General features: G+C 63.6%; 6 protein-coding genes. 1 reads left to right on the top strand and 5 read right to left on the bottom strand.

All coding sequences use genetic code 11. The annotated features are described in order from the left end of the window. Positions 1-2: 2 nt before the first annotated feature. The 3 genes from ACN9MZ_RS13605 to ACN9MZ_RS13595 form a co-directional block, all read right to left on the bottom strand. Positions 3-3026: a TonB-dependent receptor gene (locus tag ACN9MZ_RS13605; RefSeq protein WP_426342624.1), complete on the bottom strand. Its 3024-nt coding sequence runs from the start codon at positions 3024-3026 to the stop codon at positions 3-5. A gap of 255 nt (positions 3027-3281) precedes the next feature. After that, entirely contained in the window at positions 3282-4910 is a 1629-nt protein-coding gene (locus tag ACN9MZ_RS13600; RefSeq protein WP_426342623.1) for an alpha-L-fucosidase, read from the bottom strand. Between the two features lie 25 nt (positions 4911-4935). Further along, positions 4936-6420 carry a tryptophan halogenase family protein gene (locus tag ACN9MZ_RS13595; protein ID WP_426342622.1) on the bottom strand — a complete coding sequence of 495 codons (1485 nt, stop codon included), beginning with the start codon at positions 6418-6420 and terminating at the stop codon, positions 4936-4938. Between the two features lie 134 nt (positions 6421-6554). On the opposite strand from ACN9MZ_RS13595, the gene ACN9MZ_RS13590 reads away from it, so the two are divergent. After that, positions 6555-8537 (top strand): glycoside hydrolase family 2 TIM barrel-domain containing protein, encoded by a 1983-nt coding sequence (locus tag ACN9MZ_RS13590; protein WP_426342621.1) that lies wholly within the window; start codon positions 6555-6557, stop codon positions 8535-8537. Here the strand turns inward: ACN9MZ_RS13590 and ACN9MZ_RS13585 are convergent. Both ACN9MZ_RS13585 and ACN9MZ_RS13580 read right to left on the bottom strand, forming a co-directional pair. Continuing rightward, positions 8534-11455: a TIM-barrel domain-containing protein gene (locus tag ACN9MZ_RS13585; protein WP_426342620.1), complete on the bottom strand. Its 2922-nt coding sequence runs from the start codon at positions 11453-11455 to the stop codon at positions 8534-8536. The two genes, ACN9MZ_RS13590 and ACN9MZ_RS13585, sit on opposite strands and share 4 nt — an antisense overlap. Beyond that, the gene (locus ACN9MZ_RS13580) at positions 11452-13365 is read right to left on the bottom strand and encodes a glycoside hydrolase family 97 catalytic domain-containing protein (protein ID WP_426342619.1); all 1914 of its coding nucleotides are present in this window, start codon (positions 13363-13365) and stop codon (positions 11452-11454) included. The genes ACN9MZ_RS13585 and ACN9MZ_RS13580 overlap by 4 nt, the downstream gene beginning before the upstream one ends. Positions 13366-13376 lie beyond the last annotated feature (11 nt).

Below are 13376 nucleotides of genomic sequence, written 5' to 3'. Positions count from 1 at the left end.
TCTTAGAACGAGTAGCGTGCCTGCAACGTATAGCGGCGGCCGGTGTAGAACGCGGAGCGGTCCATCAGGCCGATACCTTGCTGCATATACTGCTTGTACAACGCGTTGTTCAGGTTCTGCGCCTCAAAGGCAAAACTCAGATTCTCCGTCACTTTGTAGTGCAGGCCCATGTCAAGCTGGCCGTAGGCTCCGCCCCAGGTTGGCAGGGCAAAGTTCACCGAGTATGCCTGGCCCTTGTTCGGGCTGTCCGGATTGCGGTCGATGCCGGAACCGTCGGCCGTACCGTAGGCGTTGGCCGCCTGCAGGTACTTGCCGCGCCAGGAATAAGCCAGGCGCGCCGACAGCGGGCCGTGGTCATACAGCAAAGCCAGGTTATAGGCGTTCTTCGACATGCCCACCATCGGCAGGCCGCCCAGTACGTGGCCATCTGTGTCGCAGCCGGCCAAATCGCGCGCCAGGTTGGCGTCCAGCGTGTCTTTCGGCGTACACCAGGTGCTGGTCACCGGATGACCCAGTTTCATGACGCTGTCGATGTACGTGTAGTTGCCCGAGATGCCGAAGCCGGACAGCAGGCCAGGCAACTTGTCGAAGTACTGCTGGTAGCCGATCTCCACGCCACGCGCACGTCCCGATGCGTCGTTGACCTGCGAGCGGATCAGGAAATCATGCGGCTGGCCGGCGGTGTCGTTCAGGGTATAGGTCGAAGTGCGGCCAATGATGACGTCTTTCAGCTTCTTGTTGAACAGTGCCACCGTGAACGAACTGCTCTTGCCGAAGTAATACTCGCCAGTCAGGTCGAAGTTGTTCGCACGCACCGGGCGCAGGTTCGGGTTGCCGCGCGCATCGCCTTTATAGCTGATCGAATCGAGCACCGCCTGGTTGGTCACCGAATCCTGGTGCGTTTTCACGTCCTGGCTCAGGGTGGTGTAGGCCTGCATCTGGTAGAAGTCCGGACGCGTGATCCCTTTCGAGAAGGCGGCGCGGAACTGCAACTCGTTGCTTGGCTTCAGGCGCAGGTTCAGGCTAGGCAGGACGTTGGTGTAGCTGTTGTTGAACGTTTGCTTGTCGGCCTGCGCCGGAATGATCGGCACACCCGGCATCGGATTGGTCGGCGGGGTAAACAGCGTGTAGCCGTCGGCCGACATATCGGTGCGCACCACGCGTACACCGACGTTGCCGTCTACCGGGTACGGCAGCCAGCTGTCGGAGCCGAAGCGCAGCTGGCCGTAGGCCGACTTGGTGCGCTCGCGCTGTACGTTCAGGCCTTTGTCGTCACCGAACTTGGCAGGCGTCCAGTGCTGCGAACAAGGGGAGGATTTGCAGACCATGTCGGTGTAGCTATGCAGCTTGGCAAAGCCGCCTGGCGGCGCACCGAGGGACCAGGACAGGTCGGGCGCCACGAATTGCGGTGGCGTCGGCATTTTTCCGCCAAAGAAGTTACCGAAGGAGACAGGCGTGGTGCCGCCAGCGAAACGCGGATCGCTCAGATAGGCCAGCTGACTCAATGGCTGCCACGAATCGCCGACTGCCCACGGCTGCGTGATCTGTGCCCATTCGGAATCGTGCGTCGAACGGGTTTCCGCCTCGCGGTCGGTGAAGCGTACGCCGAAACGCAGATCCTGCAATACCGGGCTGTCGAAGATGAACTTGGCGTCCAGGCGGCCCGCGGTCTGGGTCGCCTCGGCCTGGTCGCGGTGCTCCTGGGCGAAGCCCCAGTAGTAGTTGGACGGGTTGGCCAGGTGCGCGCGGTCTGCGGCGTCGAAACCGAACTGCGGTGGAGAGCTGCGCAAGTCCAGCGTTTCCTTCGGCATGTAGCCGCCCAGGCCGACGGTGTTGTCGAAGCCGTCAGTCTTTGCCTTGATATGCTGAAGGTCGGTCTTGAACACCCAGCGGTCGCTGGCGCGCCAGGTCAGGTTCCAGGCCACGTCTCGGGTATCGGCTGCGCGGCCGACGGCGCGGGTATTGGTGCCGAAACCTACGCCCGGCTCGGTCGGTGCGCGCAGGGTGCCGGTCAACAGGGCGCCCCGGCTGTCGAAGGTCGCGTCTGGATCGAGCACGATGGTGGCCGGGTTGGCAGTCTGGAACAGCGATGCTTCCGTGGACTCCAGCTCATACTTCGAGCGGAAGTAAGTCAGGGAAGAAGACAGGGTGTCCTTTTTCCACTGCAAAGCGCCATACAAGCCCTCGCGGTCACGATCGAAGTTGCCGCGGTTCCAGGAACCGCCGCTCGGAATCCAGCGCAGCGCGCCGCTGTTGTCACCCGAGACTGCATCGGCACGAGGGATGAATGGCGAAACGGACATGCCGTCACTGCGGGTCTTGATTTGCGAACGCGCCACGTCGATCAGGGCGCCGAACTGGCCGAAGCTGGTATCCCAGCGGTTCGACACCATGCCAGAATACGATGGCGCGGTTTCGCCGCGCAGCTTGGAACGGGAGGCTTCCGCCGAGACGGCGCCCTTGAAGCCTTTGAAGTCAAACGGCATGGCGGTACGCAGGTTGACCAGCCCGCCGACGGCGCCTTCGATCTGCTCCGCGGATGGGCTCTTGTACACGTCCACGCCGGCCATCAGTTCCGGCGGCACGTCTTCGAAGCTCAGCGAACGGCCGCCGTTGGCGGAGAACGAATCGCGGCCATTCAGCTCGGAACGCACGTAGCTCATGCCGCGAATCGACACGCCGGTGCCCTCCGCTGCGAAGCGCATGATGCCGTCGCCCACACCCTGCTGCGGGTCCTGGCGGTTCATGGTGCGGTCGATCGTGACGCCCGGCATGCGCTGCAGCACTTCAGTGACCGACTTGTCCGGCAGCTTGCCCATGTCGTCGGCCACGATCGAGTCGACGATTTCTTCAGCATCCTGTTTGCGCTTCTGCGCCGATTCCAGCGCTGCGCGCTGGCCGACCACCACCACGGTGTTCGAATTGTCCTTGCTTTCCGATGCGGTCTGCGCGAAGGCGCCGCCGGCTGCCAGCAAGGCGATCTGCGCCGCCCCCACGGCGATCGCTGTCTTCTTCAAGTGTTTCACTCTGAATCCTCTCGTTCTAACTTATAAGTGTGATGAAGGCTTGCTCATTTGCGCCGGCACGCGGCCTTGTCGGTGCGTGGACTGCGCTTTGCTGTGAATTGCCGGGCGGGATTGGCCCGTCGCGTGCGCTGCACCCAGGTGGCGCCTGCGATTTCGCCGCGGTATGCGGCACGAATCCATTCTGCCTGTGGTCCCACGCAGCGGCAATTGTGAAAATCACCAATGCAACAAACGAAAAAAACGCAGCCTGCACGATCAGGTGATCTTCAGTGCATTGGCATAGCTTAGCGCCGGCTGGTGAACGGGCAGCGTCACGTGCAAGCCGTCCGCAGACTGGCGGAAGGCCAGCGGCCGCCCGCTGCTTACCAGCTCGACGCGCGCGATTCGCCTGGTCAGGTGGGGCGTGGCGCTGCGCAAGGATCTGATCGTTACCTTGCCATCCTGCGGCCAGCCCATGACGAAGGCGTACACCGCATCGCCTTTCGCCGTGAAGCGGACATCGGCGGCGGAGAACGGCTTGCCTTTGCCCTCGTTGAAGCCGGCGCCCGACATCGGCGCCGCCGCCTCCTCCATCACCGGCCCTTCGCCAAACACCGCCCAGGGACGTGTGTCGTAAATCGCTTCCCCATTCTTCGCCATCCAGCGCCCTACTTCCTCCACGATGGCGCGCTCCTGGCTGTCGATGCTGCCGTCGCCGCGCACTGGAACGCTGAGCAGCAGGTTGCCGTTCTTGCTGACCACGTCAATCAGCGTATGCAGCACCGTCTTGGCGCTCTTGTAGGCGCGGTTATCGTAGACACGGCGGTCGTAGTGCCAATTACCGATGCAGGTGCAGGTTTGCCACGGCAGTTCTTCGATGCGGTTGCTTTGCCCGCGCTCGATGTCCCACACCATGCTGCGCCGCTGCTGCTCGTTGAGTATCTTCCCGTTGACGACAGCTTCCAGCCTGCCTTTGGTGGCAATGCTGCGGTTGTACATGTGGGCCGCCAGGCGCAGGCCAATATCGCTCACAGGCCACAGCGGCAGTACCGTGTCGTCGTAGTAGACCAGGTCCGGATCGTAGGAATCGATCAGGTCGCGCGTGCGGTTGAAGAGCTTTTCGCCATAAGCCTTGTCGGGAATCGCGGCGCCGCCGCCCCAGTGCCACTGGGCGTCCCACACGCCACCCTCGCCGCCGGTCTTGCTCCGCGGATGGCGCTGCGCGTACAGGCCCTGCGGATCCAGGCCCTCCCACCATTTGCCCGCCCCATCCAGGCGCGTCAGGTTGCCATCGTATTTCTGCGCCGGCTCGTACCACGTCCACGCATGCGCCGCATGCACGCTGACGCCGAAGCGCAGGCCGTTGGCGCGCGCAGCCTTGCTCCAGCCGGCAACCAGGTCTTTTTGCGGTCCGATCCTGGCGGAGTTCCACTCTGGCTGGTAGCGGCTGCTGTACAGGTCGAAATTGTCATGATGGTTGGCCAGCGCTACGAAATATTTTGCGCCGGCCTTCTTGTACAGTGCCACCAGTTCATCCGCGTTCCATTGGTCGGCTTTCCACTGGTTGATGATGTCCTTGAAGCCGATCTGCGCCGGGTCGCCATATGTTTGCAAATGGTGCTTATGGGCGTCGGAATCCTTCTCGTACATCAGGCGGCCATACCAGTCGCCGAATTCGGGCTGGCACTGCGGCCCCCAGTGAGCCCAGATGCCGAACTTGGCGTTGCGGAACCAGTCCGGTACCTGGTATTTGTCGAGCGAGTCCCATTCCGGCTTGAACGGGCCGGACGCGATGGGCAGGCTGGCGTCGGGCGCCATGGCGTCGGCCGCGGCACGGGCGGTCCCCGACAACGCGACTGCAGGCACGGCTGCTCCCAGGTGTTTCAGCATATCTCGGCGTTTCATCAATTTTCCTATCATCGGATGGTCTTCAGCGTGCCAGCACGCTGCCCAGGTAATCTTCGTGGCTTGGCATGGCCGCTACGGCGGCCGCGATGCTGTCGCGCCGCAGGTGCAGGGCGCGCAAGGCGTCGTGCAGCGGCATGTCGCACAGCGAAGGGTCGGCGCGCTCCGGCCAGTGACCCATGCCGGCATGGATCGCCAGCCAGCTGGTGGCGTCGAAGCCTTCTTCATCGTACTGGTGCAGCACGCCGGACTGGCGCCATGCCTGGATCTTGAAGGCCAGCGTTTCGGGCAACTCCATGCTGGCCATGTCGCGCCACAACCGGCTGTCGCGGCGCTCCGTCAGGCAGTAATGCAGGATGATAAAGTCGCGCACCCGCTCGAATTGGCGCACCATGCCGGTGTTATAGGCAGCGACAGCCGCTTCGGCAGGACGAGGCCCTTTCAGTAACAGCTCGATCAGTCGGCCAAGGCCGCTCTGCACCAGGAAAATGCTGGTCGATTCTAGCGGTTCGAGGAAGCCGGAGGACAGGCCGAGCGCCACCACATTGTGCGACCAGAAACGCGCGCGGTGGCCAGTCCTGAAGCGCAGCAGGCGTGGCTCGGCGACTGGCGCGCCGTCAAGCTGCCCAAGCAGCTGTTCGCGGGCGCGCTCTTCATCAATGTAGCGGCTGGAAAACACATGGCCATGTCCGGTGCGGTTGCTGAGCGGGATGTGCCACGCCCAGCCGGCTTCCAGGGCTGTGGCGCGCGTGTAGGGCGCCAGCGCTACGCCGCTGCGCTCGCAGGGGCAGGCCCAGGCGCGGTCCACCGGCAGCCAGCGGCTGAAGTCAATGAACGGCTCTTCCAGCGAGCGTCCCAGCAGCAGCGAAGCGAAGCCGGAGCAGTCTATGAACAGGTCGCCTTCCAGCACGCGGCCATCGGCCAGCTTGAGCTGGTCCACGCCGCCGTCGGCACGCCGTGCGACGTGCACGATGCGCCCTTCGCTGCGGCGCACGCCTCGCTGCAATGCAAGCTTGCGCAGGAAATCGGCATACAGCACGGCGTCGAAATGGTAGGCGCAGTCGAACTGGCGCTCCTGTCCCGGAGCGCCGCCCTGGAAGCGTCCCTCGCGGGCCATCACGCTTGGCAGGCATTGTTCGCCGAGCGTGCCGAGGCCTGCATCGGCAACGCGGCGGAACTGGCCCCATAGGGATTGCGGGCCGCTCAGGCCACCGATATCGCCGAAGGTATGGAAGTATTGTTCGCCGGGCTTGCGCCAGTCGCGGAAAGCGATGCCCAGCTTGAAGGTACCGTTGGTAGCGCGCAGGAATTGGCTTTCGTCGATGCCAAGTATGCGGTGGAAAGCACGGATCGACGGGAATGTCGCTTCGCCGACGCCCACAATGCCTATCTCCTCCGATTCGACCAGTTCGACGCTACCGCCGGGAAGCGCGGTCGCCAGCGCCGTCGCGGCCATCCAGCCGGCCGAACCGCCGCCGACCACCACGATGCGTTTGTATGCGGTTGTCATTATTTTGTCTCCGTTATGGCATCGGATTTTGCAAGGGGCCATGACCGCGTGCAATTGTGAAAAATACCAATGCGTTCAATGAAATCTTGCAGGGTGGTTGAAGCGCGCGCCCGCTGCATGGAAAATGCAGCTCCATGAATCCGATCCAGGTATGCTTATGCGTTGCCCTGCTGGCGCCAATGGCCGCCAGTGCACAGGCGCGGCACACGATGTCGCTAGATGGCGAATGGCTCTTCCACAAAGTGGGGGACCATGGATGGCAACCCGTCACCCTGCCCCACAGCTTTGACGGGTACCGAGGGCCCGCCTGGTATCGCCGCTCGCTGCAACTGTCGCATGCACGCGACAAACAGCGGCGCTACCTCGAGTTCGATGGCGCCCTGCTCATAACCGAAGCGTGGGTGAATGGCAGGCACGCTGGACGCCACGCGGGAGGCTTCGCGCGCTTTCGTTTTGATATTACTGAACTGTTGCAGGACGGTGGCAACGAGATCGTGGTACGGGTCGACAATGCACCAGAGAGCGGCATCGCGCCGCTGGCGGGCGATTACACGATGTACGGCGGCCTGTATCGCAATGTGCGCATGGTCTCGACAGGCGATGTCCATTTCGACATGCTCGATTACGGCGGGCCTGGCGTGTACTTCAGGGCTTCCGATGTGTCGCAGCAGCGGGCCGCGCTGACGTGGACGGTGCGCGCCCGCAACGACAGCGCCCGCGCCGTACATGCCGTCGTCACCGCGCGCCTGCGCGACGCCGGCCAGCAGACAGTGGCCTCGGCGCACCGGCCGGTGCTGCTGCCGCCCCGCAGCACAGTGCAGGTCGCGTTGCAGGCCGCCCTGCCCTCGCCCCGCCTGTGGCAAGGCGTGCGCGATCCCTACCTTTACACCAGCGAAGCCGAGTTGGCCGAAGAAGCCGGCGGTTCCGTCACGCGCGACCGGCTCTCGTTTCAGGCGGGCATCCGCGATATCCGTCTCGACCCGCAGCGCGGCCTGCTGCTGAACGGGGCCAGCTACCGTGTGCATGGCGTCAACGTGCACCAGACTTCCCTACCCGGCAAGGGTATCGCCGCCAGCGACGACGACATCGATGCCGACTACCGCATCCTTTCCGACCTGGGCGTGACAGGCCTGCGCTACGCGCATTACCAGCATCCGCAACGGGCCTACGATCATGCCGACCGCGCCGGATGGCTGGTCTGGACCGAGCTGCCGCTGACGGCGGCGGTCAACGGGTCGCAGGAATTCCTGGCGGGCAGCGAGCAGCAACTGCGCGAACTGGTGCGCCAGAACAGCAACCATCCTTCGGTCATGGTGTGGGGCCTGGGCAATGAGATCTACCAATCCAACGCAGACAGCGCCCGCGTACTGTCATCGCTGCAGCGCCTGGCCCACGAGGAGGACGCAAGCCGCCCGACCGTCTACGCCAACTGCTGCGGACCGATCGACGGCCCGCAGGCCTCGCATACCGACGCCGTGGGATCGAACGTCTATTTCGGCTGGTATGACGGCGAGTTCTCCGACCTGGGCCCTTTCCTGGATGGGAACCATGCCAGGCGCCCGCGTACCCCGCTGGCGGTCAGCGAGTACGGCGCTGGCGCCAGCGCTATGCAGCAGGAAGATCCACCGCAACGGCCCAAGCCGGGCGGGCGCTGGCACCCCGAACAGTACCAGGCGCTGTACCACGAGGCGGCCTGGCGCCAGCTGGAGGCGCGGCCATGGCTGTGGGCTAACTTCATCTGGGTGGGTTTCGACTTTCCTTCTGCGGGACGCAATGAAGGCGATACGCCCGGTTTCAACGACAAGGGACTGGTCAGCTTCGACCGCAGCGTGAAGAAGGATGCGTACTTCTGGTACCAGGCCAACTGGAGTGCAGTGCCGATGGCGCATATTACTTCGCGGCGCCATACGGAGCGCCAGGCGGCGGGCGTCGAAGTCAAGGTGTACAGCAACCAGGACAGGGCCAGCCTGCGCGTCAACGGAATCGATTTGGGCACGCAGCGGGTGACTGGGCGCATCGCGACCTGGCAACTGCGGCTGGCCGAAGGCGCCAACCGCATCGAGGTCACCGCCGGCAGCGCCACCGACAGCGTCGAGTGGCACTACCGGCCCCGCTAGAACTTCACGACCATCGGCTTGCCGGTGTAGCGCACGGTGCGGCTGGCGCGGGCCGCTTCAATGCCTTTCCCGTTATCCGGGCTGGCCAGGACCAGGTTCAGGGTGCGATGCATGGCCATGCCCGGATAGCTGCCAACCCGGGCGCCGATGGTGAGCGTCTTCGCCTTGTCGTTCCAGCTTAGCGGGACGCGGGCAAACTCTCCCTTCTCATAGGCATACGTCTCGTTGTCGTCCTCGTACAGGGTAAAGCTGCCGTCGGCGCCGGGATAAATCCGGACTTCATACGGCGCATCCAGCCGTTCGGTGGCGTATTGCATTACCGGTCCCAGGGGAACGATGCTGCCGGCGCGGACATACAGCGGAATGATGTCCAGGGGCGTTTCGCGTTGCACCGTCCGGCCGCCTTCATGGCGCTGGTTGGTCCAGAAGTCATACCATGCCGTACCCTCGGGCAGGTAGCTGCGCATTTGCGTATCCATTGCCGGCTTGTCGGCGGCCATGGCGCGCATGGCGCTCGGGGTGCGCCATGCGAGGCGCAGGCTGCGGTCCGAAGTGGCCTGGTAATACTCAAGCTTCACCTTTAAGCGCTGGCCTTTGCGCAGCATTTGGCGTGTGGTGGCCAGCCGCTTGCCGCCATTTTCCCAGCGCTCGATGACAGCGGCTCCGTCAAGATAGAGGCGGTAACCGTCGTCTCCCTCGACACCGATCTCATATTCCCCATCCTCGGGCGCTTCCAGCGTGCCGTTCCAGCGCGCGGAAAAGTCATCGAGCCGGGACAGGCCCGCCGGCATGGTGGCCAGCGGCGGCGCCGGCCATGAGTGATCGATGGTCCTGTCGGTCACCTGCCCTTTCGGCATCTCGAAGTCTCGTCCTTCGAAGTACTGACCGGCCAGGCCCGGCTGGCCATCCGGCGTGCGCAGGAATTCGGCGGGAATGGTGGCCGGAGGCGGCGGCTGGATGCGGTACATTGGCCGCGTGACGGGATGCACCAGCAGCGATGGCCCGAACATGAACGCATCGTTGATGCCGTAGGTCGCCTTGTCATCCGCGAAGTCCATCGGCAAGGCGCGCATCAATGTGTAATGTTCGCTGCTGACCTTCGCGCTCAGCCCGTAGATATAGGGCAAAAGGCGGTAGCGCAGGTGTGCCGCGTCGAGCAGGGACTTGTACACGTCAGGATCGAGACCTTTGAAGACATAAGGCTCGCGCTCGATGTCGGTGCCGTGCACGCGCATGATGGGATTGAAGGCAGCGTACTGGAACCAGCGCGCAAACAGCTCGCGGTAGGCAGGATCCTTTTCGCCACCAGGGTAATCGCGGCTGACGAAGAAGCCGCCGGTATCCTGCGTCCAGTAAGGATTGCCGGTAATGGTCACGTTGACGCCGCCGCTGACCTGCTTGCGTAAAGTGTCCCAGTTGGCAAAGATGTCGCCCGACCAGGAAGCTGCCGCCGTGCGCTGGGCGCCGGCCCATGCGGACCGGGTCAGCGTAAACACGCGTTTGTTGCTGCTGGCGCGCTGGCCCTCATACGTCCCCTGGGTAGTCAGCAGCGTATACGGATTCAGGTACCGGGTGAAATCGCCCAGGGCATTCCTGCCCAGCGATTTGATGTCGGCCTCGTTCTGCGCCGCGTCCCAGGCCGCCGAGCCGACTTCCACCTCGGTGCCATCCATCCACAGCGCGTCCACGCCCTTGTCGAACAGTCCCGATTTCGCATGCTTGAAGTAGATCTTGCGGCCCAACGGGCTGTAGGCGTCGTACACGCGCGCCTTGCGCGAGATCCAGTGCAACGGTTCGAAGCGCAAGCCATGCTGGTCCAGTTCCCTGGCCAGAGCGGTATCGTTGCCGACGGAAGGCCAGATCGAGACCATCAGCTTCAGATTCATCTTGTGCAGGCTGTCCGTCATGCCGTTCGGATCGGGGAAGCGCACGCGATCCCAGGCCATGCCGCTCCAGGTGCCATCCTTGTCGCTGCCCCAGTACTGCCAGTCCTGCACGATGTAATCGAGCGGGAATTGCTCCTTGCGGAATCTTTCGGCGACTTCGACGATGCGTGCCTGGGTGGGATAACGCTCCTTGCTCATGAACAGCCCGAAGGCCTGCCTGGGATACATTGGCGCTTCGCCCGTCAACTGGCGGTACTCCCCAACCACGTCGTCCATCGTGCGGCCGCCCATGAAGTAGTAGTCGACGCCGCCAGGCGCGCTTTCGGCCCACAGGCGGGCGCCTTGCGGCCCGTCCTGGAATCGCATCTTGGAATAGGTGTCCCACAGGACGCCGTAGCGTTCGGACGACATCATGACTGGGATGATAATGCCGAGATTGGTCTGTACCAGCAGCAGGTCCTGGTTGCGACGGTTGACCGCTTCGCTGTCGGTATAGCCAAAACCGAAGATTGCCTCGCCGGGTTTCAGGACGAGACGGTTTTCCACTTCGTACGATGGCGCCCCCGAGATCTCGACTGGCTTGACCGACTGCGGCTGCGCGGCCTCGCGGGTATAGAGCCGGCCTGCGCTGTCCATGAAGCTCAGCGCGCCTGTCTTGCGGTCGATGTCGACGCGCAGCCTGGCGCTACTGATGCTCAGCGTGGCCGCGTTTTCTTCCAGCTTGAACTCCGCCCCGCCCGGCTTGCCTACCACCACCAGGCTTGGGCTGGTCCAGTGGCTGCTTCCCAGGTTTGCATTCACGCGCACGGTGCCTGGGCCGTAGAAGATCACATTCTTGGTCACGCCGCCGACGCGGAACTGCACGCCATCGGACAGGCGCACATAAGCGAAGCCGTCGTGGCCGGCGACAGGCGCCGACTGCAGGTGTCCATACTTGTCGAGGCCAGTTTGCAGTGGTTCGGCCGCCAAGGCCTGCGCCACGGAAACAGCATACGCGCTTGCCAGCAAGGCGCTGAGGAGATGTCGTTTCATTGGAACACCGCCACGAAGCCGCCACGCGGTTTGATCGTCAGGCGTAGCTTGCCTGCCGTGAGTTCTGCCTTGCTGAATTCACGCTGGCCTACGCCGTCGGTAATCATGACGCCCTTGCGGTCGCCCATAAAGGACAGGTCCAGTTCGATGCTCCGTTCGCTCCTGCCGGCGTTGATGCCCGCCACATACCAGCTGTCGCCGGACTTGCGCGCAACGGCCACATGCGAACCCGGATAGCCCGTGAGGAAGCGGCTATCGTCCCAGCGGCGCGGCAGCTCGCGCAGGAAGGTGCGCACGTATTCCGGCACGCCGGCCATGCCTTGCGGGATCTCCGCAAAGTGCTGTATGCCCGACAGGAACAGCACCGATTCAGCCAGTTCGAAGCCGTTGCGGGTAACCCGCTTGATCTGGGCCTTGTCGCCGAACACCATTGGCGTGAAATCCATCGGGTCGAACAGGTTGCGGATCATGGCCGCATTCACGGCATGGGCCGGCACCGCATTTTCGTCACGCTGGTCAAAGGTCGTGAACTCGAAACCGCGGATCGCCTCGGCCGTCATCAGGTTCGGATAAGTGCGTTCCAGGCCGCGCGGCAGGGTCGCGCCGTGGAAGTTAACCAGCAGGCCGGCCTTGGCCGCGTCCTTCAGGATGTCGACATAGTATTTGATCATCGACACGCCGTCGCCGCCGAAGAAGTCGATCTTCACACCCTTGATGCCCATCTCGCGCAAGCGGGCAAACTCTTTCGCACGCGCCTCGGGCGTCAGCAGCATGTTGCGCGGCGTCTGCGGCGCATCATTCCAGGCACCGGCGGAGTTGTACCAGACCAGGATGCCCACGCCCTTGCCTGCGGCGTAGCGCACCAGTTCGGCCATCTTTTCATAGCCGATCTGTTTGTCCCACTCGGCATCGACCAGGGTGTAGTCCCATTTCATGTCCACCGCAAAGTCGACGAACTTTTTCTGGACGTCGAACACGGTGGCTCCATCCTTCAGCAGCGGCCAGCTCCAGGATGCATGGCCGGGCTGGACCAGCTTTGCATCGAACGGGACCGCAGGCGCCGCCAGGTCGGTGCCGAGGGTGGAGTCCATCACGGTATTGAGCGATCCGATGGCGAGAACACGCCAGGGTGTGGCCAGCGTGCCGGAGGTTTCCGCCAGCAGGCCGCCATTGGTGAAGTTTTCCGGCGCCGTCGGCCCCGCGATGCGGTACACGCCGCCAGGCGAATCGGAGGCCAGGCGCGAGGCGTGGAAGGCGCCATCCATATTCGCTTCCGTCAGCGCAATCCAGGTGTCGCCGCTCCTGAACAGCGCCGGAAACACCCAGCCGGCCTTCAACGGCGCCGGCTGCCCAACCGGAATATCGACCTGGTAATGCTCTTCGTACGATGGATTGGTCTTGCCCCACCCGGACTTGGCCACCGCCATCGGCTGCAGGAAGGCACGCGCCTTGGGATTGAACGCGAAGCCCGTCGCCTCGCTGACAAAGCGCTTGGCGCCGATGTTCGGATCGGCGACGATGTAGCGGAAAGCGACTCCATCGTCTGAAACGCGGAATGCCACCTCCATCTTGTGGCCAGCCCCGTTGGCAAGCGAGTACACCTGCTCGTTGGCCTGGTAGCGGACGGCGGCGCGCTTGCCGACCGCCATCGTGTATTGCTCGGAAACCGGCTTGACCGGCGAGGTCGCCACCAGCTTCAGGCCGCGCGAGAAGTCCTCGCCGGCCAGCGTCAGGCCCAGCGGGGATGGCAGCAGCACTGCCTGGCCATTGCGTTTGACGGCATACGACAGGGACTGGTCAGGGTTGACGGTCACCGACACGTCCAGTTGCTTGTTCGGGCTCTCCAGCGCGAAAGCCGCGCCGCCGAACAACGCCAGTCCCGCCAGGATACCCAGCTTATTTGTCTTCATAATCGCTTGTT

It is taken from the genome of Pseudoduganella sp. S-14 (assembly GCF_049913285.1).
Classification (GTDB): domain Bacteria; phylum Pseudomonadota; class Gammaproteobacteria; order Burkholderiales; family Burkholderiaceae_D; genus Rugamonas.
Note: the sequence above shows the minus strand (reverse complement) of the source record. Positions and strands in the feature narration are given on the sequence as shown.